Annotated in this window: 23 protein-coding genes and 1 pseudogene; 15 read left to right on the forward strand and 9 right to left on the reverse strand. The window is 71.2% G+C overall.

The features are described from left to right. Window positions 1-11: 11 nt before the first annotated feature. From IE99_RS0114610 to IE99_RS0114625, 4 genes and pseudogenes are all read right to left on the reverse strand, one after another. Entirely contained in the window at window positions 12-1,316 is a 1,305-nt protein-coding gene (locus IE99_RS0114610) for an FxsB family cyclophane-forming radical SAM/SPASM peptide maturase (protein ID WP_051712510.1), read from the reverse strand. A 79-nt stretch (window positions 1,317-1,395) separates the two neighbouring features. After that, window positions 1,396-2,204, reverse strand: a pseudogene (locus IE99_RS31160) (AAC(3) family N-acetyltransferase). A gap of 76 nt (window positions 2,205-2,280) precedes the next feature. Further along, entirely contained in the window at window positions 2,281-2,772 is a 492-nt protein-coding gene (locus IE99_RS0114620) for a nuclear transport factor 2 family protein (protein ID WP_030169841.1), read from the reverse strand. Then, window positions 2,769-3,641: a TIGR03619 family F420-dependent LLM class oxidoreductase gene (locus tag IE99_RS0114625; RefSeq protein ID WP_030169844.1), complete on the reverse strand. Its 873-nt coding sequence runs from the start codon at window positions 3,639-3,641 to the stop codon at window positions 2,769-2,771. The genes IE99_RS0114620 and IE99_RS0114625 overlap by 4 nt, the downstream gene beginning before the upstream one ends. Window positions 3,642-3,813: 172 nt before the next feature. Between IE99_RS0114625 and IE99_RS0114630 the strand changes: the two genes are divergently transcribed. Continuing rightward, a complete protein-coding gene (locus IE99_RS0114630; protein WP_030169846.1) occupies window positions 3,814-4,722 on the forward strand; it encodes an IclR family transcriptional regulator in 909 nt (302 codons plus the stop codon). A 15-nt stretch (window positions 4,723-4,737) separates the two neighbouring features. On the opposite strand, the gene IE99_RS0114635 is transcribed toward IE99_RS0114630, so the two are convergent. Beyond that, window positions 4,738-5,313, reverse strand: a complete 576-nt coding sequence (locus IE99_RS0114635) for a flavin reductase family protein (RefSeq protein WP_030169848.1) — start codon at window positions 5,311-5,313, stop codon at window positions 4,738-4,740. Between the two features lie 261 nt (window positions 5,314-5,574). On the opposite strand from IE99_RS0114635, the gene IE99_RS0114640 reads away from it, so the two are divergent. The 9 genes from IE99_RS0114640 to IE99_RS0114680 are packed head-to-tail and all read left to right on the forward strand — an operon-like array spanning window position 5,575 to window position 15,680. After that, window positions 5,575-6,441, forward strand: coding sequence for an alpha/beta fold hydrolase (locus IE99_RS0114640; RefSeq protein WP_030169850.1), 867 nt, complete (start codon window positions 5,575-5,577; stop codon window positions 6,439-6,441). Continuing rightward, window positions 6,441-8,108, forward strand: coding sequence for an FAD-binding protein (locus tag IE99_RS0114645; protein ID WP_030169852.1), 1,668 nt, complete (start codon window positions 6,441-6,443; stop codon window positions 8,106-8,108). Before IE99_RS0114640 ends, IE99_RS0114645 begins: the two co-directional genes overlap by 1 nt. Next, the gene (locus tag IE99_RS0114650; protein ID WP_030169854.1) at window positions 8,108-9,145 is read left to right on the forward strand and encodes a ferredoxin--NADP reductase; all 1,038 of its coding nucleotides are present in this window, start codon (window positions 8,108-8,110) and stop codon (window positions 9,143-9,145) included. The genes IE99_RS0114645 and IE99_RS0114650 overlap by 1 nt, the downstream gene beginning before the upstream one ends. A gap of 24 nt (window positions 9,146-9,169) precedes the next feature. Next, on the forward strand, window positions 9,170-10,354 hold the full coding sequence (locus IE99_RS0114655) for an acyl-CoA dehydrogenase family protein (protein ID WP_030169857.1): 1,185 nt from the start codon (window positions 9,170-9,172) through the stop codon (window positions 10,352-10,354). A 33-nt stretch (window positions 10,355-10,387) separates the two neighbouring features. Further along, the gene (locus tag IE99_RS0114660; RefSeq protein WP_030169860.1) at window positions 10,388-11,296 is read left to right on the forward strand and encodes a VOC family protein; all 909 of its coding nucleotides are present in this window, start codon (window positions 10,388-10,390) and stop codon (window positions 11,294-11,296) included. 4 nt (window positions 11,297-11,300) lie between these two features. After that, entirely contained in the window at window positions 11,301-12,758 is a 1,458-nt protein-coding gene (locus tag IE99_RS0114665; RefSeq protein ID WP_030169863.1) for an FAD-dependent oxidoreductase, read from the forward strand. Further along, window positions 12,755-13,636 (forward strand): LLM class F420-dependent oxidoreductase, encoded by an 882-nt coding sequence (locus tag IE99_RS0114670; protein ID WP_030169866.1) that lies wholly within the window; start codon window positions 12,755-12,757, stop codon window positions 13,634-13,636. Before IE99_RS0114665 ends, IE99_RS0114670 begins: the two co-directional genes overlap by 4 nt. Beyond that, on the forward strand, window positions 13,633-14,100 hold the full coding sequence (locus IE99_RS0114675; protein WP_030169869.1) for a nuclear transport factor 2 family protein: 468 nt from the start codon (window positions 13,633-13,635) through the stop codon (window positions 14,098-14,100). The genes IE99_RS0114670 and IE99_RS0114675 overlap by 4 nt, the downstream gene beginning before the upstream one ends. Before the next feature lie 5 nt (window positions 14,101-14,105). Further along, window positions 14,106-15,680 (forward strand): AMP-binding protein, encoded by a 1,575-nt coding sequence (locus IE99_RS0114680; RefSeq protein WP_245623207.1) that lies wholly within the window; start codon window positions 14,106-14,108, stop codon window positions 15,678-15,680. Window positions 15,681-15,776: 96 nt separating this feature from the next. On the opposite strand, the gene IE99_RS0114685 is transcribed toward IE99_RS0114680, so the two are convergent. Further along, entirely contained in the window at window positions 15,777-16,208 is a 432-nt protein-coding gene (locus IE99_RS0114685; protein ID WP_051712513.1) for an ATP-binding protein, read from the reverse strand. Between the two features lie 584 nt (window positions 16,209-16,792). Here IE99_RS0114685 and IE99_RS0114690 point away from each other — a divergent pair. Both IE99_RS0114690 and IE99_RS31165 read left to right on the forward strand, forming a co-directional pair. After that, window positions 16,793-17,653 carry a helix-turn-helix domain-containing protein gene (locus tag IE99_RS0114690; RefSeq protein WP_030169877.1) on the forward strand — a complete coding sequence of 287 codons (861 nt, stop codon included), beginning with the start codon at window positions 16,793-16,795 and terminating at the stop codon, window positions 17,651-17,653. A 27-nt stretch (window positions 17,654-17,680) separates the two neighbouring features. After that, window positions 17,681-17,890 (forward strand): DUF397 domain-containing protein, encoded by a 210-nt coding sequence (locus tag IE99_RS31165; RefSeq protein WP_084219498.1) that lies wholly within the window; start codon window positions 17,681-17,683, stop codon window positions 17,888-17,890. Window positions 17,891-18,073: 183 nt separating this feature from the next. Here IE99_RS31165 and IE99_RS0114695 read toward each other — a convergent pair whose 3' ends face one another. The 3 genes from IE99_RS0114695 to IE99_RS0114705 all read right to left on the reverse strand — a co-directional run bounded on the left by IE99_RS0114695 (window position 18,074) and on the right by IE99_RS0114705 (window position 19,829). Then, window positions 18,074-18,889 carry a protein kinase family protein gene (locus IE99_RS0114695; protein WP_051712514.1) on the reverse strand — a complete coding sequence of 272 codons (816 nt, stop codon included), beginning with the start codon at window positions 18,887-18,889 and terminating at the stop codon, window positions 18,074-18,076. Between the two features lie 20 nt (window positions 18,890-18,909). Next, on the reverse strand, window positions 18,910-19,383 hold the full coding sequence (locus IE99_RS0114700) for a glycine-rich domain-containing protein (RefSeq protein WP_030169883.1): 474 nt from the start codon (window positions 19,381-19,383) through the stop codon (window positions 18,910-18,912). 143 nt (window positions 19,384-19,526) lie between these two features. Further along, window positions 19,527-19,829, reverse strand: a complete 303-nt coding sequence (locus IE99_RS0114705) for a hypothetical protein (protein WP_030169886.1) — start codon at window positions 19,827-19,829, stop codon at window positions 19,527-19,529. A gap of 424 nt (window positions 19,830-20,253) precedes the next feature. On the opposite strand from IE99_RS0114705, the gene IE99_RS29190 reads away from it, so the two are divergent. From IE99_RS29190 to IE99_RS0114725, 3 genes are all read left to right on the forward strand, one after another. Further along, window positions 20,254-21,537 carry a hypothetical protein gene (locus IE99_RS29190; RefSeq protein WP_037559389.1) on the forward strand — a complete coding sequence of 428 codons (1,284 nt, stop codon included), beginning with the start codon at window positions 20,254-20,256 and terminating at the stop codon, window positions 21,535-21,537. Beyond that, entirely contained in the window at window positions 21,534-22,151 is a 618-nt protein-coding gene (locus IE99_RS0114720; protein WP_051712515.1) for a 2'-5' RNA ligase family protein, read from the forward strand. The genes IE99_RS29190 and IE99_RS0114720 overlap by 4 nt, the downstream gene beginning before the upstream one ends. Window positions 22,152-22,511: 360 nt before the next feature. Beyond that, complete coding sequence (locus tag IE99_RS0114725) at window positions 22,512-22,691, forward strand: hypothetical protein (protein WP_030169896.1); 180 nt, start codon at window positions 22,512-22,514, stop codon at window positions 22,689-22,691. Window positions 22,692-22,897: the final 206 nt, after the last annotated feature.

The following is a 22,897-nucleotide window of genomic DNA, read 5'->3' on the forward strand; positions in this document are numbered from 1 at the left end:
TCGTCGCCCTTCTAGGAGTCGTCCGGGTTCCCCACCGGCCGCCCGCGCTCCCGCACGGCGGCCACATCGTCGTTCAGCGTGCGCCGGATGTGGTCGATGAGGCGGTAGAGGTCGGGGCAGTAGACGCTGGGATTGAGGAACCCCGTCCCCGAACGGTAGCGGTGGGGGTACAGGCCCGCACCGCAGACGCGCCCGAGATCGCAGGACGCGCAAGTGGGGGCCAGCGCCCGCGCCCCGATCTGGCGCGCCACGATCGGGGGCAGCAGCTGCGCGTCGTCGAACGCGTCCCGGCTGACGTGCAGCGACGTCCCCGCCGCGCCGTCGTAGGCGGACTTGAGGCTGTCGATCTGCTCGATGCCGCCGTCGGTCTCGACGACGAGCAGCGCGACCGCCGAGAGCCCCACCGACTCGGTCCTGGACGGGCGGCCGAGCAGCAGCCGCATGATCTCGGTGAACAGCCGGATCCGGGTCTCCTGCACGGGCGCCCGGTACCAGCGGTCGAAGATCGCGATGAGCCAGTCGGCGTAGGGGGTGTCGGCGCTGTCGGGCTTGCGGCCGGGGGGCGGGGCGTCCCACGTGCCGTGCGGCAGGAGCATGTCGATCGTGGGCGGCGCGAAGTCGAGCAGCGCCTCGTACGTGCGGATCGGGTCGTTGTCCACGTCGATCGTGCACAGCAGCCCGCCGAACAGGTGCCGGAACCCCGGGGCGGTGAGCCGCTCCAGCCCGGCGAGGACGCGGTCGTGACTGCTCTGCCCGGCCGGGCCGCGGCGGTGCCTGTCGCTCGCCTCGCGGTCGCCGTCGAGGCTGACGCTGACCAGCACGTCCAGCTCGTCGAACAGCTCCAGGAACGGCTGGGCGAGCAGGACGCCGTTGGTCTGCACCCGCGCGTCGACGGTGACGTCCGGGCCGACCGCCGAGCGGACCTCGGTGACGGCGTACCGGAGGTGGTCGGGGCCGGCGAGCAGCGGCTCGCCGCCGTGCAGGATCAGTTCGACGCGGTTGAGCCGGTTGAGCCGCACGTGCTCGGCGATCCGCCGCGCGACCCTGGCGATCGTGGGCCGGGCCATCCGGCGCGGCTGCCGCTGCCACCCCTGGTCGGCCATCTCGTACATGTAGCAGTAGGCGCAGGACAGGTTGCAGCGGCTGTGGATCTTGAGGACGAACTGCTGGAACGGGGTGGGCCGCCAACCGCCTTCGAGGAGCGCGCGGACGTCGAGGTCGAGCGGCCATTCGACCTCGGCCCCCGGCTCCGTCCGCCCGGCTCCCGGCCCTGCGTGACCGGCCCCCGGCCCCGTGTGCCCGGCCGTCGTACCCATCCCTACCAACTCCTGGCGAGATCCGAGCGTGGCCCGACCGCGGCGGGGCCGGCCGGACCCGCCGTGTCGCCCGGCGACTCTACAGCCTGCGCGCGACGCGGCGCGGGAGTCCGGTGAAGATGTCACATGGCGAGGTCACGCGGGGGAGGCGAGCCGCCCGGGCGGCGTGGTCGACCGCCGCGCGCACCGGCACGAGGCGGCCGGTCGTGCCGCCGACCCGGCCCGTGCGGGCGGCGCCCGTCCGGTCGAGCCCGGCTCCGATCTCCGCGAAGGGGCCGTCGTCGAGTTCCACGTCCTTGAACTCGCGTTCCCTGGTCGTGCCGTCCACCGAGAGGAGGCAGCGGTAGGTGCGCAGGGCGCGGGCGACGCGGTACTCGGCCAGGTGGAAGGCTGTGCAGGCGGCGTAGCCGACGCCGAGGTGCAGGATCGCGGCCTCTGCCCCGTACAGAGCCCCCAGGGGGAGCGCTCGCCGAGCAGGCAGTCCAGGTCGTGGACGGCCGTGTGCTCGGCGGCGCGGGGGCCGAGGGCGGCGAAGGACGTCAGGGGGTGGGCGCTGCGGGTCGCTCCCGGGCGGGTCCGGACGTGCTCCGCGAACGCGCCCATCCCGGTCGAGGGGGTCGAGGCCGGCTCGAAGCCCGGGAGGGCCGCGCGGAACCTGGCGCGGCCGTCCGCGTCGAGGTGGGCGGTGGCGTCCCGGAACGCCCGGGACGTGGGGGAGCTCAGCGGCGTCTGGGCGGGTACCACGATCGTGCCCGTGCCGCCGGTGGCGTCCTGGAGGGCGCGGAGGAGGTCGTCCGGGCCGGCGCCGAGGCGCCGCAGCGAGCTGTGGACGAGCAGGGTCCGGCCCGGGTCGACCCCGAGGGCCCGGAGTTCCGCGGCGAGTCTCATGGGTCACCGAGTCACCCATGGCCGCCCGCCGCCGTCAACGACCGGCGGACGGGTGTCGGAAGGCGGCCGGGTCCGGTCAGGGGACGTGGGGGGCGGCCCGGGGGAAGTGGGAGGCGAGGAGGTCGGGGGACTCCTCGCGGCCGTCCAGGACGCGGTTGGTGCGGTTCGTCGCGGTCCAGCCGGACTCCGTGCGGGCCAGGGTCCAGTGGTTGGCGGTGGCGCGGCGCAGGGTGAAGCCGTCCGGAGTGTTGACGATCATCATGGTGTAGCCGACCGCGGTGGCGGTGTCGCCGGTGACCGTGACGTGCGGGGGGCCGACGACGTGAGCGCAGCCGCCGGCGATCCAGCGCTGGTGGGGGGTGGAGCGGACCATCGCCTCGATCTCCGGGCGGCCCGTCATCATGATCTCGTCCACGTCGTAGACGCCGTCCTCGGACCAGAGCGCGGCCACCTCGGCGGCGCGGCCGCTGTCGACCAGGGGGCCGTAGGAGAGGATCAGGCGGGTGATCGCCCGCTCGTCCTCCAGGGCGCGGACGCGGGACTCCAGCGCCGCCAGGCGGTCGTTCACGGCTTCTCTCCCCAGGTCAGGACGTCGGTGTCGAGGTCGCGGAGAGCCTCGAGCTGCTCGCGGTAATGGGCGGGGGAGGCCGACTCCAGCCGGACGCCCGCGATGGTCGCGCCGGCGTCGCGGAGGCGGGTCAGTGCCTTGACCGCACCGTCGGGGTCGCCGATGGGGTCCAGGGCACGGGACGGGGCGAGCACCACGTCGAAGCCGGGCGGGACGTCGGCCGACGCGAGCATCGCGGCCAGGGCGTCCAGGGGGAGGCCGAAGGGGACCCAGCCGTCGGCGGTCAGGGCGCGGCGGAGGGAGCGGGCGGTGCGGCCGCCGATCCAGAACGGGACGCGGGGCTGGACGGCGTGCGGCTCGACCACCATGCCCGAGAAGGAGTAGTGCGGCCCCTGGTAGGAGGGGACGCGGACGCCCAGGGAGGCCCGCAGCGCGGCAAGGGCGTCGTCGGCGATGGCGCCGCGGTCCGCGAAGGGCGCGCCGAGCAGGTCGAACTCCTCCTCCAGGCTGCCCACGCCGAAGCCCAGGACGAGGCGGCCGCCGCTGACCCGGTCGAGGGTGCCGTAGCGCTTCGCGATCGCCAGGGGGTGGTGGTAGCCGAGGACGAGGACCTGGGTGGCGAGCCGGATCCGGGCGGTGCGGGCGGCGAGGTAGCCGAAGGTGGCGAGCGGGTCCCAGTAGACGGCGCCGCGCCCGGCGGCGGTCTCCTCGGGGACGGCGACGTGCTCGCTGCAGGTCAGGTGGTGGTAGCCGAGCCGGTCGGCGTCCTCGGCGACGGCGCCGATCTCCTCGATGCCGGCGTCCGGTTCCCAGGGCGCGGGGCCGGGCGGCGGCTGGGCCACTACGGGCGTGACGATCCCGACGCGCATCGCTGATCACCTCTCAACAGGAAAACGTTCTACTTGGTCGCCCGACGGCGCCAGACGGCTCATGGGGCGGGTGAGGCTCGCCTGACCAGCCACTATTGCAGGTCTTTCGTTCCGTCGTCACGCTTGCTACAGTCCAAAGAACAAGAATTCATTTCAGTCGATTGGAGATGTGATGGCCGAGGTCACGTCCACGCGGCGGGAGTCGCCGCCATCGATGATCGAGCGGATGACCCTGATCCTGGACGCGTTCAGCGGCCCCTCGGCCCGGCTCACCTTGGAGGACGTCGCGCGCCGCACCGGGCTCCCGCGCTCCACCGCGCACCGCATCCTGGACCAGCTCGTCCGGCAGCGCTGGCTCGCGCACCACTCCTTCGGCTATGGCCTCGGGCAGCGCGCGCTCGGCCTCGGCGGGCAGGACGGCGGGCACGGCAAGATCCGCGAGGCCGCCGCGCCGATGCTGCACCAGCTCCAGGTCACCACCGGGCTCGTCGCGCACCTCGCGGTCCTCGACGGCGCCGAGGTCTTCTACCTCGACAAGCTCGGCGGACGGCTCGCCACGTCGGTGCCGTCCCGCGTCGGCGGCCGCGTGCCCGCGCACGGCACCGCGCTCGGCAAGGCCATGCTCGCCTGGCTGGAGCCCGAGCAGGTGGACGTCCTGCTCGGCGGCGAGATCAGCCGGTTCACCAGCCGCACCATCGGCGAGCTCGGCACCCTGCACCAGGAGCTGCACCGGATCCGGCAGCGCCGCGGCCTCGCGTTCGAGCGCGGCGAGTCGTTCCCCGGCATCGCGTGCGTGGCCGCCGCGATCCGCGGCGCGGAGGGCCCGGTCGCCGGCATCTCCCTGGTCGGCGACATCCACACCCCCTTGGAGAACGTCGCGCCGCTGGTCGTCACCGCCGCGCGCGAGGCGTCCCAGGTGCTGTTCCCGGGCCAGGCGGCCGTGCGCCGCCGCCCGCCGCGCGCGTCCGCCGTGCCGCGCGCCCGCCGCCCGCAGCCGGGCGGGGCGGAGGAGGACGCGACCTGGTCGCCCGAGACGATGAACCGCCTCATGGCCGTCGACTCCCGCGGCGACTGGATGTGAGCCCGGCAGGTGAGGTCAGCCCCAGCCCCAGCGGTCGCCCCGGCCCCACGGGTCGGGGGCGATCGGGGCGTCCGGCTCGTTCACCCCGAAGCGGCTCCGGAAGAAGAGCATCGGACGGTCGGCGCGGTCCGGGAGGTGCAGGCCGAGCACGCGGCCGATGACGACGTCGTGGTCCCCGGCGCGGTGGACGGCGTGCACCTCGGCGTGGACGTTCAGCAGAACGTCCCGCAGCTGCGGGGTGCCCCACGCGGACAGGTCCCAGTCGAGGCCCTCGAACTTGGCGCCCTTGCTGGAACCGAACCGCCCGCACAGGTCGCGCTGGTCCTCGGCGAGGACGTTGACGCAGAAGCGCCCCGCCGACCGGATCCGGGGCCACGAGCGGCCGCGGTGGTCGGCGCAGAACAGGATGAGCGGCGGTTCGAGGGACACCGACGCGAACGACTGGCAGGCGAAGCCGACGGGCTCGCCGTCGTCCACGGCGGTGATCACGGTGACCCCGGTCGCGAACTCGGCCATCGCCCGGCGGAACTCGGCGGGGTCGGGGGAGCCGGCGGGGCCGGGGTCCGCGGAGATCACTGGCTCGGCTGTCATCGCTCCACCTCTGGGCTGGTCGGGGGGCGCGGGCGGCGCCGGCGGCGGCCGTCGCGGCCCGGTTCCCGAATCAGGTCGGTACTGGAAGGTAGGCATGCGGTACCCCTCCGGCGCAAGGGGATCCCGTTGAGTGGAAGCAGGCCCCCCGCCGGCCGGCGGGAACGCTCCGCCGGTGCGCGTCCCGCTGATCGGGATCCTCCCTCGTGACCATGACCACGCGCTGATTACGTTCCCCGCAAGCCCCCTAGAGGATGAGAGACCATGCCCACGGAGCTGACCCACGAGGCGACGGCGCGCGAACTCGCCACCGACCAGGGCATCCTGCGGTACCACGAGGCCGGCGACGGTCCGCCGCTGCTGATGCTGCACGGCTCCGGCCCCGGCGTGACCGGCTGGCGCAACTTCGGCGGCAACCTCGCCCGGTTCTCCGAGCACTTCCGGTGCCTCGTCCTGGAGCTGCCCGGCTTCGGGGTGAGCGATCCCACCGGCGAGCACCCGATGCTCGGCGCGGGCCCCGCGGTGACCCGGTTCCTGGACGGGCTGGGCCTCGACCGGGTCGACGTCATCGGCAACTCGATGGGCGGCATCATCGGCACGCAGGTGGCGCTCGCCGCGCCGGACCGCGTGCGGCGGCTCGTCACGGTCGGCGGGATCGGCACGAACATCTTCAGCCCGGGTCCCGGCGAGGGCATCCGGCTGCTGATGGAGTTCACCGACGACCCGACCCGCGAGGGCCTCGTCCGGTGGCTGACCTCCATGGTCCACGACCCGGCCGTCGTCACCGAGGAGATGATCGAGGAGCGCTGGGCGCAGGCGACCGACCCCGACACGCTCGCCGCCGCGCGGCGCATGTACGGGTCGAAGGCGTTCGCGATGCGGGCGAAGGCGATGGCCGCCTCCGACGCCCCGCCGTACTGGGCGATGCTCCACAGGCTGAAGGCGCGCACCCTCATCACGTGGGGGCGGGACGACCGGGTCAGCCCGGTCGACATGTGCCTCGTCCCAATGCGGACGATCCCCGACGTGCAGGTCAACATTTTCCCCAATTGCGGGCACTGGGTGATGATCGAGCAGAAGGACGCGTGGGAGTCCGCCGTCCTCGCGTTCCTCACCAGGAAGGACACCTGATGAGCGAGCAGGGCGGCTGGGACGCCGAGTACGACCTCGTGATCGTGGGCAGCGGCGGCGGCGGGATGGCCGCCGCGCTGACCGCGGCCGACGCGGGCCTGAAGCCGCTGATCGTCGAGAAGGGCAAGCGGTTCGGCGGCTCCACGAGCATCTCCGGCGGCGGGATCTGGATCCCGAACAACCCGGTGCTGAAGGCGAAGGGCCACGACGACAGCCGCGAGTCGATCCGCCGCTACCTGGACCTCCTCACCGAGGGCAAGGTCCCGGCGGCGCGGCTGGACGCGTTCGTCGACAACGGCCCGGCGGCGATGGAGCTGCTGTGCCGCAGCAAGTGGGTCCAGTTCTTCTGGACCAAGGGGTACGCCGACTACCACCCCGAGCTGGAGGGCGGCCGCCCGCTGGGCCGGTCGATCGAGGCCAAGCCGTTCGACACCCGAAAGCTCGGCGAGGACGAGAAGTTCCAGCGCCCGAACAACATGAAGGGCCCGCTCGGGCTCTGGGTGACGAGCAAGGACTACCACGACCTCGCCATGGCGAAGCGGACGTGGCAGGGCCGCAAGGCGTCGCTGGTCGCGGCGTGGCGCGTGTCGTCCAACGTGATCCGGCGCCGGCACATGTCGACCGGCGGGCGGGCGCTCGCCGCGCGGCTCCGCATGGCGCTCAAGGACGCCGGCGTCCCGCTCTGGCTGCGCACCAAGATGACCGAGCTCATCACCGACGAGGACGGCCGCGTCACCGGCGTCGTGATCGAGCGCGAGGGGCGGACGCAGCGAATCCGAGGCCGTCGCGGCGTCCTCCTCGCGTCCGGCGGTTTCGACCACAACCAGACGATGCGCGACCAGTACCTCCCGAAGGGCGGCAAAGAGAACTACGCGATGGGCGCCCGGGAGAACACCGGCGACGGCATCGCCGTGGGGGAGAGGCTCGGCGCCGCCCTCGACTTCATGGACGACGCGTGGTGGATGCCGGCCGTCCGGCACCCGATGGGCGCGGTCATCCCGCTGGTGTCGGAGCGCTCCATCCCGCGCTCGGTGATCGTGTCGTCGAACGGCCGCCGGTTCACCAACGAGTCGGCGCCCTACGTCAACTTCGTCCACGACCAGCTGGAGGGCGGGCACGTCCCGGCCTGGTTCGTGATGGACGCCAAGGGCCGCGCCCGCTACCCGTTCGCGCAGATCCTGCCCGGCGCGCCGATCCCGAAGGGCTTCTACGAAAAGGGCATCGCGTTCAAGGCCGACACCCTGGAGCAGCTCGCGGAGCAGATCGGCGTCCCGGGCGACGCGCTGGCGGACACCGTCGAGAAGTTCAACGGGTACGCCCGCGCGGGCGAGGACCCGGAGTTCGGCCGGGGCGAGAGCGCCTACGACCGCTACTACGGCGACCCGAACCTGAAGAACCCGTGCATGGACGTGCTCGACTCGGCCCCGTACTACGCGTTCAAGCTGGAGGTCGGCGACCTCGGCACCAAGGGCGGCCTTGTCTGCGACGAGCACTCCCGGGTGCTGCGCGGCGACGGGTCGGTCATCGACGGCCTGTACGCGACGGGCAACACGTCCGCGTCGGTGATGGGCAACGAGTACGCCGGTCCCGGCGCGACCATCGGCCCCTCGATCGTGTTCGGTTACATCGCGGCCAGGCACGCCGCGGGGTTGATCACGGACGATTGATGAACACCTCGCTCAAGGCCCGGGTCGTCGAGGTCGTCAGGGAGACCGCGGACGCGAACTCCCTCGTGCTCGAACCCGCCGAAGGTGACCGCGAGCGGTTCACCTACCGGCCCGGCCAGTTCCTCACCATCCGGGTCCCGTGCGGGGACGGGTACGCGGCCCGGTGCTACTCGCTGTGCAGCTCGCCCGTCGCCGGGGACCGGATGAAGGTCACGGTGAAGCGGGTCGAGGGCGGCCTCGGGTCCAACTGGATCTGCGACAACGTCACCGCCGGCGACGTGCTGGAGGTGCTGCGCCCGGCCGGGACGTTCACCCCCGCGTCGCTGGACGAGGACGTCCTGCTGCTGGCGGGCGGCAGCGGCATCACCCCGGTGATGTCGATCCTGAAGTCGGTCCTGGCCGGGGGCCGCGGGTCCGTCGCGCTGCTCTACGCGAACCGCGACGAGAACTCGGTGATCTTCGCCGAGGAGCTGCGGGAGCTCGTCGCCGCGCACGGGGACCGGCTCACGGTCGTGCACTGGCTCCAGACGGTGCAGGGGCTGCCGACGCCCGCCGCGCTGCGCGGGCTGGCCCGTCCGTACGGGGGCCGGCAGGCGTTCGTCTGCGGGCCGGAGCCGTTCATGGCGCTGGCCGAGGAGACCCTGCCCGACCTCGGCATCCGGGTGCACGTCGAGCGGTTCTTCTCGCTCACCGGCGACCCGTTCGCCGAGCCCGAGGCGTCCGGCGGCGCCGAGGGGGAGGACACGGGCGGGGCCGCCGCCGAGGTCGAGGTCGAGGCCGAGCTGGACGGCGCGACGACGACCCTGCCGTGGCAGGCGTCCGAGGTGCTCCTCGACGCCCTGCTGCGCGCCGGGGTGGACGCCCCCTTCTCCTGCCGGGAGGGTTCCTGCTCCGCCTGCGCCTGTGTGGTGCTGGAGGGCGAAGTGGCGTTGGACGCCAACACCGTCCTGGACGAGCAGGATCTCGCCGACGGGCTCATCCTCGCCTGCCAGGCGAGACCGGTCAGCGACCGCCTCAAGATCAGCTACGACGGCTGACCGACGACTACAGGGAGACAGGCGATGACGAACCGTGTACTCGACACCATCATGGAGCGGGCGGAGGAGATCCGCGCGCTCGGCCCGGCCAACGAGCGGCTCGGGCGGCTCGACGACCAGGCCGCGAAGATCCTCCGCGACTCCGGCACGATCCGGATGCTGCAGCCGAAGAAGTACGGCGGCCTCCAGGTCCACCCCCGCGAGTTCGCCGAGACCGTGATGGGCGTCGCGTCCCTGGACGGCTCCACCGGCTGGATCGCCGGCATCGTCGGCATCCACCCGTGGGAGATGGCGTACGCGGACCCGAAGGTCCAGGAAGAGGTCTGGGGCGAGGACCCCGACACGTGGATCGCCTCCCCGTACGCGCCGATGGGCATCGCCCGTCCCGTGGACGGCGGCTACGTCTTCAACGGCCGCTGGCAGTTCTCGTCCGGCACCGACCACTGCGACTGGATCTTCCTCGGTGCGATGCTCGGCGACGCCGACGGCAAGATGGTGATGCCGCCGCGGTCGCTGCACATGATCCTGCCGCGCTCCGACTACGAGATCGTCGAGGACTCCTGGGACGTCGCGGGACTGCGCGGCACCGGCAGCAAGGACATCATCGTCAAGGACGCGTTCGTCCCCGCGTACCGCACGCTCCAGTACGGCAAGGTCGTGGACGGCTCCTACGCCCGCGAGGCCGGCCTCGGCGACCCCGGCTACCTGCTGCCGTTCTCCTGCGCGTTCCCGCTCGGCATCACCGCCGCCGTCATCGGGATCTGCGAGGGCGCCCTGCACCACCACCTCGCCTACCAGCGGACCCGCGTCCAGATCACCGGCACGAAGATCAAGGACGACCCGTACGTGCTGTACGCGATCAGTGAGGCGGCCGAGGAGATCAAGGCGTCCCGCACGGCGCTGCTCGACAACGTCAGCCGCATGTACGACCGCGTCGCCGCGGGCGAGGAGATCTCGTTCGCCGACCGCGCCGCCGGCCGCCGCACCCAGACCCGGGCCGCGTGGCGGGCCGTCCAGGCGATGACCGAGATCGTCGTCCGGTCCGGCGGCAACGCGATGCGCGTCGACAACCCGATCCAGCGGTTCTGGCGGGACGCGCACGTCGGCCTCGCGCACGCGATCCACGTCCCCGGTTCGCTCTACCACGTGGCCGCGCTCACCGACCTCGGCATCGAGCCCCCGCAGGGCCCGATGCGCTCCATGATCTGAGAGACGACCTCCCGAACGAAGGACGACGCAGCAATGACGCAGATCCGCGGGCTCGGCTACCTGAAGGTGCAGACGCAGCATCTCGACCGCTGGCGCGAGCTGACCATCGACGCGCTCGGCTTCGCCGAGGGCACCGGACCCGACCCGGACGGCCTGTACCTGCGGATGGACGAGCGCAAGCACCGGCTCGCGGTCCTGCCGGGCGACTCCGACAAGGTGCTCGCGGTCGGCTGGGAGGTCCGCGACCAGTACGCGCTCGCCGCCGTCCAGGAGGCCGTCGAGAAGGCCGGCGTCGAGGTGACCCTCCTATCGCGGGACGAGGCGGCGGAGCGGTACGCCGAGCGGGTCATCGCGTTCACCGATCCCGGCGGCACCCCCGTCGAGGTGTTCTTCGGGCCCGCCCTCGACCACAGCCCCGTCCGGACCGGGCTCGCCCAGACGTTCGTCACGGGCGAGCAGGGCATGGGCCACGTCGTCCTGCCGTCCTCCCGGCACAAGGAGGTCGTGGACTTCTACCAGCGGGTCCTCGGGTTCGTGCCGCGCGGCGCGTTCAACGTCGGCGGCGGCATGCGCGTCAGGTTCATGGGCGTCAACCGGCGGCACCACAGCCTCGCCGTGTGCCCCGCCCCGCACGACGGTGAGCCCGGCCTCGTCCACCTGATGGTGGAGGTCGACACCCTGGACGCGGTCGGCCGCGCCCTCGACAACGTGGGCCGGATGGGCTTCTCGATCTCGTCCACGCTCGGCCGCCACACCAACGACAAGATGATCTCCTTCTACGTGCGGGCCCCCGGCGGCTGGGACATCGAGTACGGGACCGACGGGATGCTCGTCGACGAGGCGTACTACACGGCCGAGGAGATCAGCGCGGACAGCTACTGGGGCCACGACTGGTCCGGGTCCGAGCCGCTCGCCGCCTTCACCCCGCCGCAGGAGGGCTGAACCGATGGCATCGGTGGAACCCGTCGGCGCCGCCGACGTCACCTTCGACCACGAGTGCGACGTCCTCGTGGTCGGGTTCGGCGCGGCGGGCGCGGCGGCGGCGCAGGAGGCCGCGGCGGCGGGCGCGGACGTGCTCGTCCTGGAACGGTCGAGCGGCCCCGGCGGTACGTCCGCCCAGTCGGGCGGCGAGCTGTACCTCGGCGGCGGCACCGAGGTGCAGAAGGCGTGCGGGTTCGACGACACCCCCGACGACATGTTCGCCTTCCTCAAGGCCGCGCTCGGCCCGCACGCGGACGAGGAGAAGCTCCGCCTGTACTGCGACGGCAGCGTGGAGCACTTCGAGTGGTTCCGCGCGTGCGGCGTCCCGTTCAAGCCCACGCTGTTCGAGAAGCCGGGCTGGATGCCGTACACCGAGGACGGCCTGATGTGGCTGGGCGAGAACGCCTGGCCGTACAACACGATCGCCAAGCCCGCTCCGCGCGGGCACCGCCCCGCCACCACCATGTTCGCGGGCGGCATCCTCATGGAGAAGCTGATCGGCGCGGCCACCGCAGCCGGTGCCGTCGCCCATCAGGACACCGTCGCCACCAACCTCGTCGTCGAGGACGGCCGCGTCGTCGGTGTCGTGGCCCGCAAGTTCTCCGACCGGGTCGTGTACCGGGCGCGGCGCGGCGTCGTCCTCACCACCGGCGGGTTCGTCGACAACGAGGACATGCTCGCCGACCACGCGCCCATCCTGCTCGGCCACGACAAGGTCAGCGACGGGACGAGCGACGGCTCCGGCATCAAGATCGCGACCGCGGCCGGCGCCGCGACCCGCCGGATGGCGTCCGTCGAGATCGCCCTCACCGCGAACCCCGCCGTGATCTGCCGGGGCATGCTCGTGGACGGCCTCGGCCAGCGCTTCATCAACGAGGACGTCTACCCCGGCCTGTTCAGCCACAAGGCCGTCCAGCACCGGACCGGCCCGTTCTGGGCGATCATCGACGAGGCCGGGTACGAGGACATCGACGAGGCCGACATGTGGGGCGTCCGCCCCGTCCACGCGGGGGAGACCGCCACCGAGCTGGCGGAGTCGCTCGGCCTGCCGCCGGGCGCGCTCGAGGCGACCATCGAGACCTACAACCGCCACGCGGAGCAGGGCGAGGACCCCTATTTCCACAAGGACGCCAAATGGCTGCGTCCGCTCAAGGGCCCGTTCGCGGCGATCGACCCCCGCGACGGCTTCTTCGGCGCGGGCAGGATGGGCGCCGGGACCGGCGCGGGCGGCTTCACCCTCGGCGGCCTGCACACGACCGTCGACGGAGAGGTGCTGAACAACTCCGGCGAGCGGATCACCGGCCTGTACGCGGCGGGCCGCACGGCGTCCGGCATCCACGGCGAGGGCTACATCAGCGGCACCTCGCTCGGCGACGGCACCTTCTTCGGCCGCCGCGCCGGCCGCAAGGCGGCGGGCGGATGAAGCACGCCGTCCTGCTGCCGGTCGCCGCAGGAGTCACCGCGGACCCGGCCTGGATCGGTGCGTACGCCGAGCACGCCGAGGCGTGCGGCTTCGAGTCGCTCGTCGCCGTCGAGCACGCCGTCGTCGCCTCGCGCTACGACAGCGTGTACCCGTACGACGCGTCCGGGAAGATGGAGCTGGCGGACGACCTGGACATCCCCGACCCGCTCGACCTCCTCGCGTACCTCGCGGGCCGGACGTCGCGGATCGGGCTGGCCACCGGCGTGCTCGTCCTGCCGAACCACCACCCGGTCGTGCTGGCCAAGCGGCTGGCGACCCTCGACGCCCTGTCCGGTGGCCGGCTGCGGCTGACCGTCGGCATGGGCTGGATGCGCGAGGAGATCGAGGCGTGCGGCACCGACTTCGACTCCCGGGGCCGCCGCGCGGACGAGCAGATCGAGGTGCTCCGCGCGCTCTGGGCCGACACGGCCCCTGAGGGCGCGTCCCACGACGGGGAGTTCTTCCGGTTCAAGAACCTGATGAGCTACCCGAAGCCCGTCCAGCCGCGCGGCGTGCCGATCCACATCGGCGGCCACAGCAAGGCCGCCGCGCGCCGCGCCGGCCGCCACGGCGACGGCCTCCAGCCGCTCGGCGTCGCCGGCGTTGAACTCGCCGCCCTCGTGACGCTCATGCGCGAGGAGGCGGAGAAGAACGACCGCGACCCCTCCGCGCTCGAACTGACCCTCGGGCACGCCCTCGCCAAGATCACCCCGGAGAAGTCGGAGAAACTCGCCGGGCTCGGCGCCGACCGCCTCGTCCTGAGCGCCACCCCGACGCGCGACCTGAACGAGGCGCGGGACGAACTTTCCGCGTGCGCCGAACGTCTCGAGATCACATGACCGTGATCGCATGGCGGGAGCGCTCCGACTTCGCCGACCTCGTGGCCCGGTACGCGCTGTACGCCGACCTGCGCAAGTACACGAGCCTGGCGGGCCTCTTCACGAAGGACGCCGCCCTCGTCCTGCCGGACCCGCCGAACTCCCTCGGCCCCACTCGCACTTACAAGGGCCGGGACGGGATCGTCGAAGCCCTCCGCGCCCTGGAGGACGTCCCGCTCACCTCGCACCAGATCGTGGGCCAGGTCTTCGACCAGGGACGCGAGGGCGGCACGGCGACCGGGAACATCTCTTGCGTCGGGCACCACCTGAGCGAGCGCGAGAACGGCGAGGTCACCGACCTCGTCTGGCACCTCCGCTACACCGACCTGTACCGCCGCGACGGCCTCACCTGGCGTTTCGCGCGCCGCTCGGTGCGGATCGACTTCATCGAGACCAGGCCCGTCCGCCGCTGGACCATGGAGTGACCGCCGTGCTGCACGACGATCGTCCCGCTCGGGAGACCGCCTTCGCGGAGCTGGTCGCGGCCCGCGGCGACGACGACCGCACCGCCCTGAGCTTCGAGGACGAGTCGTGGACGTGGCGCGAGGTCATCACCGAGTCCCGCCGCCGCGCGGGCCTGGTGCAAGGCATCGACGGCCACGTCGGCCTCTTCCTGGAGAACGGCCCCGAGCACCTGTTCTGGCTCCTGGGCATGGCACTGGCCGGAGTTCCAGTAGTCGAGCTGAACCCGACCCGCCGGGGCGCGGAACTGGCCCGCGACATCACCCACACCGACTGCGCGCTGCTGGTCACCGAAGCGTCCCGCGCCCCGCACCTGGACGGTCTGGTGGACGTCCCGGTGCGGAACATCGACACCGAGACCTACCGCGAAGACCTGGCCAAGGCCGCGCCCGCGCCCCTCACCCCCGTCACACCCGAGACGATCTTCTCGCTGGTCTTCACGTCCGGCACGACGTCGGCCCCCAAAGCGGTCATCTCCACCCAGGGCCGCCTAGGCCGGATAGCCCTCCAGCAACGCGACCGCCGCTCGCTCACCGCCGACGACGTGTTCTACGTCGTCATGCCGATGTTCCACTCGAACGCCCTGATGGCCGGCATCGCCCCCGCCGTGGCCACGGGCGGCCGCATCGTCCTGCGCCGCAAGTTCTCCGCGTCGAACTTCCTGCCGGACGTCCGCCGCCACGGCGTCACGTTCTTCAACTACGTCGGCAAGCCCCTCAGCTACATCCTGGCTGTCCCAGAGAAGGCGGACGACGCCGATAACTCCCTCCGCATCGCCTTCGGCAACGAGGCCAACGAACGCGACATCGCCGAATTCGCCCGCCGCTTCGGCTGCACCGTCATCGATTCCTACGGCTCCAGCGAGGGCGAGATCCGCCTCACCCGCGTCCCCGGCACACCCCCCGGCTCCCTCGGAGTCGGTGAGCCCGGCACCGTGGTCATCAACGCGGACACCCTCCAGGAATGCCCCCGCGCCGAATTCGACGCGAACGGCACGCTCCTCAACGCCGACGAGGCCATCGGCGAGATCGTGGACACTCAGGGCGCCGCCAAGTTCGAGGGCTACTACAACAACCCGGAAGCAACGGCGAAGCGCGTCCGCAACGGCTGGACCTGGTCCGGAGACCTCGCCTACCGCGACGAGAACGGCTACTGGTACTTCGCCGGCCGCAACGACGAATGGCTCCGCGTGGACGGCGAGAACTTCGCGGCGGCCCCGGTAGAACGCCTCCTATCACGCTACGAAATCTTTACGGACGTAGCGGTCTACGCCGTCCCAGACGAACACGTAGGCGACCAGGTCATGGCCGCAGTGACCGTGGCCGCGAACGAGACCTTCGACCCCACAGCATTCACCGAGTTCCTGAAAGCCCAGCCAGACCTCGGCACCAAGTGGACCCCCCGCTACATCCGCATTTCCGAGGCCCTACCCCGAACTCCCACCAACAAGGTCATCAAGCGCACCCTCCGCGAAGAGGCGTGGAACACCCCCGACCCCCTCTACGAACACCACAAGGGCACCTACGAACGCCGGACGCACTGAGGGCAAAGGGCCCGCGCGGCGTAGGCAGCCCTCCCCGGGTAGGTCGCCCCGCCGCAACGCGCTCTATGTAAGGGCACGTCACGGCGGGACGACGCGTCAGCTGATGACGCGATCTCCGTCGGCCTGGAGCTCAAACCACACGACGTGGCGTCCGTCCACCCCGCGGAGGGTGCCCCAGCGGTCGGCCAGTTCGCGGACCATGAGAAGGCCGCGTCCACACTCGTTCCAGGCCGAACTCTGCGCGGGTATCACCGGACGCCCCCGCGAGCCGCCGTCGTCCTGGATCTCCACCCGCAACCGCGCGGCGGACACCAGCAGGGTGACCCACACTCCGCCGCCGGGCCGCCCGCTGGCGCTATGCCGGACGGCGTTGGTGGCGATCTCGCACACCAGCAGGTCGACATCGTCGAGGTCGAAGGCGTCCGTGCGTCGGGTGAGTGCCTGCCGCACCCGCGCACGAACATCTCGGACGTCAAGCGCATCCACCGAACACACTCGCTCGGTCTGCACCTCGTCCCAGACGCTCACCGAGACACTCCCGCGATGAACTCGGCCGCCGCCCGCACCGAATGAGCCGGGTCTTGTGGACGGCGTCCCACACGTAGGACCATCCGTCTCCGTCCTGGACGACGGGTACCGCCACCGACCGGCGTCGCGACATCACTGGAACCGACAGCACCGGCTCGGCCCGCCCCTCCAGATACAGCACCGAGCCTCGTCCGAGGCTTTGCAGGCCGACCATCAGCCTGACCAGCAGTTCCAGCCGCTGAGCCGTCACCGGCGGCAGCGATCTCCAGTCCTGGCGCTCCCCTGGCGGCGAGCACTTGGGTAGTTTCGACATGGGTCCGACTCCTTTGCAGTCGGGTCAAGGCCCCGGGCCGGTGGTGCAAGCACCGACCCGGGGCCGCTCCTGTTCGGCCGCCCTCCGTGGACGCCTGGTCAGACCAACGGCCGTTCGCCGCCCGGAAGCATCTGTGATCACAAGACCTGCCTGAGCTTCTTGGCCAGTTGTGCCACCAGGCGAGCTTCCTCCGTGACAACCTGACTACAGCATGCGATGTCTGTACGACGTTGGCAACCCTCCAACGGAGAAATGCCAATAGGAGGTTTGGATGTCCGGTCGTCCCAGCCCGACCGTCCGCAGTAAGCGGCTCAGGCGTGAGCTGCGCCGTCTCAGAGAAGAACGAGGACTGACCATCGAACAGGTCGCCGATCTCGCTGGCGGCGAGTGGAACCCCAGCACGCTCGGACGATGGGAGAAAGGGGATCGCCGGATTCGTCCCGTAGACCTGCGCCATCTGCTGGATGTCTATGACGTCCACGGCGAGCAGCGGGAAGCGCTGATCACCCTTGCTCGCGAGGCGCGTCAGCGCGGGTGGTGGCAGATCTACGCCGACGTCCTGCCCACCGAGTACAGCACCTACATCGGGCTCGAGACAGAAGCCCGCGAGATGTACACCTATCAACAGCAACTGATCCCGGGGATCCTCCAGACAGCGGATTACCTACGTGCCGTCATCCGGGCCGCGCGCCCGGACGACGATGCAGAGACGGTCGAGCGCCGTGTTGCTGTGCGTCTCGACCGGCAGAAGATTCTCGCCGGCCCTCACCCGATGCGACTGTGGGCTGTGATTGACGAGGCGGCCATCCGGCGGGTCGTTGGAGGCCCTCAGGTCATGCGTGCACAACTCGAGCAACTTGCCGGCTTCGCCGAGCAGCCCGGCATACAGCTTCAAGTACTGCCGTTTCGGGCCGGAGCGCACGCCTCCATGGCAACCTCGTTCGTCCTCTTAGGCTTCGATGCTCCCGATCCGGACGTCGTCTACCTTGACACGGGCATGGGCGCCCTCTTCGTGGAGGATGCGACTAATGTCGCCGGATATAAACTGGTCTTCGACCATCTGAGGGCGGCGGCACAGAGTCCTAGAGAGTCAGTGCGACTCTTCCGCGCGGCGGCCCAAGACCTTGCATAGCAGCCGATCCAGGAGAGCAGAGGGGTCGTGGACGGACGCAAGACGGACGTTTCTGCTGCCAAATGGCGTAAGAGCAGCCACAGCAGTGCCAACGGCGAGTGCGTCGAGGTTACTGATCTCGCCGGTAGCGCCGGCGTGCGAGATAGCAAGGCTCCGGACGCCGGCCACCTCACGTTCGGCGTGAAGTCATGGAAGACCTTCACGGCCCAGGTACGAGCCGGACACTACGACCGCTGAGGGATCCCCGTCCACCTTGACCTTGGTGGAGCAACCCGGCGCGTTGTTGGCGCCCCGGTATGCCAAGGCCGCACCGCACCGGGCGCGCACGGCGTGGGCATTCGTCGCCATGCGCGACACCGCCCGCCGGCGCGGCAGCTGGCCGTGACGAGATGCGATCATGGGTTATCCAAGCTCGGTCGTTCACGACCGAGAAGTGCGATGCCGGTACTCGGCCCAGCGGCGAGCAGCCGCGCAATGCTCCACAGCCCAAGCAGCACGCCCATGCGCAGCAAGGTTGGACACCCACTTCTCCGCGAACGCATGCGCGAATGAGTCGACACTCCCCGGAGGCACCGCAGCCCACGCCGGGAACCGCGCGACCCACCTCTCGGCCTCGGCAGGCGTGTGCCCGGCCTTGAGGAGCCACGGGACCAACAGCGCCATCTCCAGGAACGCGGCGCCCCGTGCCACGAACGCCCAGTCGACCAGGCGCACTGCCCCGTCCGTGGTGATGAGGAGGTTGGCCGGGTTGAGGTCGGCGTGGAGCAGGGTGTCACCGGCGAACGGTGTCACGTCCGCGGCGACCTTCGTCCAGCGTCGTTCGATGCGCTTGGCCGCCAAGACGTCCGGGCAGGGCGTGCTCTGGAGCGTGTGGACGACCTTGGCGAGCAGTTCCAGGTCCGGCGATCCGGGCGTGTAGTCGGCGTGGCGGCCGGTGACGTGCTCGAAACCGAGGGCGAGCCACCCCCCGGCCTCCACTTTCCAGAGGAGCCGGGGGGCGAACTCGGTGACGTGGGAGTTGATCGCGGCTTCCCAGCGCAGCGACTTCACCTCCGGTCCGTCGGCGTCGATCAGTTTCCGTGCCGCCTTGACGAACACCTGCCCGCTCTCGGTGTGGAGGGTGGCGGTGACGTCGGCGTGGTTGCCGGCCGATGCCGGGGCGACCGCGACGATCTGCCCGGTGCGGGCCTCGATGGCAGCACGGAGATCTCCGGGGAGCGGGTCACTGCTGGGCACAGATCATCCCTTGCCGATGGTCAGGTGAGCGGCGGCTGCGCGCAGTTCTCCGGGCAGCACGACTCGCCGTCCATCCACCATTCCAGATCGACGCGGTAGCCGGTCGCGCGCATCGCCGCGAGGCCGCGCTCGGACGCGGCGCCGGACCGGATGTCCTCGTCCATGATCGGGAGGTGGTGCATGTACCGGCCCGCGACCTTGTCGCAGACCTCGGCGAAGGTGCGGGTTCGCATCATGGAGCGGTGCCAGATCTTGTCGACGGCGGGCGAGGGCGCGAACTTCACCCAGGCGCGCGGGTCACCGCCGACCTCGGCCATGGTGTCGCCCCACGCCTTCATGAAAACGAGGAACTGCGCGACGCCGGCCTCGGCGTAGGGACGGGTCACCTTGTCGAAGTAGATGACGTCGTCGACCATGGTCTGGAACTGCTCGGGCATGACCAGGTCGCGGGGGTTCTTGACGCTGGTGGTCATCCGTTCGGTGGTGGTGGTCATCGTGACCTCCTCGGCGCGCTTGGTGAGGATGGGGCCGCGGCCCGGGAGCGCGCCGTCATCCCGGGCCGCGAGTCTCTGGGCGGCTACCGTCAGCGGTCGTACGGCTCCCGCTTGCACTGCTCGGGCAAGGGGCGTACGGCGTCTCAAGGCGGCCACCGGGTCGGCTGCTCGGCGGCGCGCGCGATATCCACGTACGGACGCAGCAGCGCCGCCACCTCGCTCGCCGCGCGGCGAACGTCGTTGCAGGGTGCGACGGGGACGCCCGTGGAGGAGTGGAACCACGGCTGCCCGTCCGGGCCCGGATGGACGCTGACGTTGTCGCCGATGAGCGGCACGTCCGGATGCCAGACCCGCACAACGGCGGGAATCCGGCCGAGGTCGGTGCGGGTCCGCCATCCGCCTTTGATGAGCGCGTTGGCGAGCTGCTCCAGGTGGCGGGACGTCATGACGTCCGGCCGATGTTCTGGTCGATCGCGGCCATCAGCGCCGCCGGGGTCGCGGCCTCGACGAGGACGCCTCCGTGTTGGGAGCGGCGGGGTACTATCGCCCACCACATGCGTGTCGCCTTTCCGTACCAGGCCAGGACGCCGGGGGAACCGTGCCTGGATCGCGGCGGCGTGGCGGTCGTGCAACTGCCGCAAGGTGAACTCGGGGATGGCCGCCTCGTCCGGGGAAACGTCTCGCGGATACTCACCGGGGTCGGAGGCGAAAGGGCGGAGCTGCACCGTGACCATCTCCCTGCGCTATGGCTAGTGGCGATTCGGCTACGGCAAGTGAATCCGTGGCGAGTGCCTCAGTTGCAGGGGAGGATGAGGGGAGGACCGGGGAGGGGGCGCCACCCTCCCCTCATCCGGCGAGAGGTGCATCGCAGTGCCGACCGGCGACAAGCAGGCCATTGGCGCGCGCCTGCGCGCGGTCCGGGAAGCCCCGCCGCGCTGGTCGCGCAGCGGGCTCGCGCGCCTGCTGCGCGAGGCCGCAGACCCGCGGGACCGGGACGGGATGCCGCACGTCCCATCCCTGGCGGACATGATCAAACAGTGGGAGGCGGGCCGCTACGTCCCCGAACCCCGATACCGCGTCCTGTACGCCAAGGTCACAGGCCGTACCGAGGGCGAGTTGTTCGGCGAGGAATCCGCTCGGGTACTCGGGCTCGACCGCGCCACTGACGACGCGGTCGTGTTCGCCGCCTGGCTGGAGCGATCGAACGTCGGGGACGGCACCATCGGGTACCTGCGCACCGCCGCGCACCGCCTCGCTTTCGACTACGCCCGCCAACCACCCCTGACCGTCCTGGGCGAAGCGCTGCAACTGCAAGCACGTGTCACGCAGCTCGCGCGGAGCGGCCGACAGCGGCTCGCACAGACCCGCGAACTTCTGCAGATCGGCGCGGAGCTGTTCGCGCTGACGACACTGCTCGCTGGGGACGTCGGCCGATACCGGATGGCCGACGCCCACGGGTACGCGGCGTGGACGTGCGCGGACGAGGCTGCCTCTGACGCCGCCCGCGCCCTGGTCCTGGCCGCCCAGTCCAAGACGGCCCGCTGGGAATCCCGGTACGCCGACGCGGCGCAACTCGCGCGCTGTGGCTACGAGCTGGCGCCGCCCTGCAGCCGTGGACGGGTGCTGCTGGCGGTGTCGGAAGCGACCGCACTCCAGCACCAAGGAGACATCCGCGAGGCGACCCGCGCCTTGGACCGCGCGCAGGCCGCACGGGACGCCCATCCCGCCACCGACCTGGCCGCTGACGCGTGGAGCTGCACTAGGGCACGTCAAGCGAACTACGCCCTCCAAGTGGGACTCGGCGCCCGGGACCCCATGTGGGCGGCACGGTCGGCGCGCGAGGCCGACGACGCATGGGCGGACGGGGACCAGTGGGTGTACGGGACGTGGGCACAGGTCCGCATCGGTGCCGCCCTCGCCCACGTCATGGCCGGTGAACCCGCCGCCGCGGCCGCCGAACTGGAGGACGTCTTCGGGATCGAGGCGGACTACCGGGTCGTCACCATCAGCGGGCGCATGACCGATGTGGACAGGCGGCTGCGCCACAGCCGCTACAGGGCCGATCCTTGTGCCTCCGACCTACGCACCCGCATCCGCGCGTTCCAGGCCGGATCACTCGAACACCGCGCCCTGACCGCATCGGAGGCCACGTGACCCTGCCCGAGTCGATGTCCGACCACTGGTGGTGGCGTCCCGGGGTGCGCCCCGACCGGCGGCTGCTGGTCTGGCACATCCTCCTGGACGACCAGCCTGCGGTCCGCGACCTCGTCGCGGCGTACCAGGACCGCCTCGCCGGCATCGGTGGCCTGGACATGATCCCGGCGGAGTGGCTGCACATGACCACCCAGATCGTCGGGTTCCGCGACGAGATCGGCGGCGGTGAGGTCGACGGGATGGTGGAGAGCGCGCAGCGGCGCCTCGCCGGCCTGGAGCCGGTCACCGTGGAACTCGGCCGGCTGTGGATCCATAGCGAGGCTGTGGTGCTCGGGATCCGGCCGCCGCGGGCCCTGGATCTGGTGCGGGACGCGGTCCGCGCGTCCGCAAAGCGCGTGCGGGCGCATCAGTTGGAGGCTGAGCCGACCTGGGAGCCGCACGTGTCCGTCGCCTACAGCAACACCGCCGGCCCAGCGGCTCCGGTTGTCGAGGCGTTGGCTGAGCGGCTTGAGCCGGTGCAAATGCGTGTGAATGAGGTGCACTTGGTGGAGCAGGTGCGGGTCGACCGGCTGTATCGCTGGGAGCGGCGAGCGTCTGCCCGGCTGGGGCCATAGCTCTGTGTGCGATGCACCGGCGCCCCGCGCTCGTCGAGACGCGGGACGCTTCTGCGTTTGCCGTCTGGCCATGCCTTGTCGCACGCTCGCCTTGTCCGTACATACCCACAAGTAAGCGGCCCGGATCGCGGACGTAACGTCCGTCGCCATGGAGCATGAGCCAGTAAACCGCGCTGCGGATCGGCCGGTCGTCAAACAGGTGGCCGACCGTCTGCGTACACAGATCAAGTCCGGTGACCTGCGGCTAATGCAGCGGTTCGAGGTCAGCCGCGCAACCGTCCGGGAAGCGCTGGCGAGTCTGCGCGCGAAGGACTTATCGAGACGTGGCCAAGGGTGGGTTCCAAGGTCAGGGAAAGGCGCGTGCTGACGCGCTTGCCTGCCGTCCAGGGCACGGAGATCACAGCGCGGATGCCGACCGCAGACGAGCGGTACCAACACGGCTTGCCGCTGGGAGTGCCGGTGCTGGTGCTGTGGCACGTCAGCGGAGCGGTGCAGGTGGTGCCAGCAGACCGGTTCGCGGTCGTCCAGGGCGACGACTAACAAGGCTTCGGGGGCCGCAGGTGCAGGTGTGGTGGCCTGCGGCCCTGATGTATCGCCCGATGCTCCGGGACGGCCAGGCCTATGGCCCGGGGGACGCGGTCACAGAAGTGAGGCGCCCCGGATCTTCCGGACAGGTCCCCAACTAGGGTTGGGGAGAACCGGAAGGGAAGGTCGTTGGCACGACAGAGGCGGCATTTCACCCAGGA

Source organism: Spirillospora albida, from assembly GCF_000718255.1.
In the GTDB taxonomy this organism is placed as follows: Bacteria; Actinomycetota; Actinomycetes; order Streptosporangiales; family Streptosporangiaceae; genus Spirillospora; species Spirillospora albida.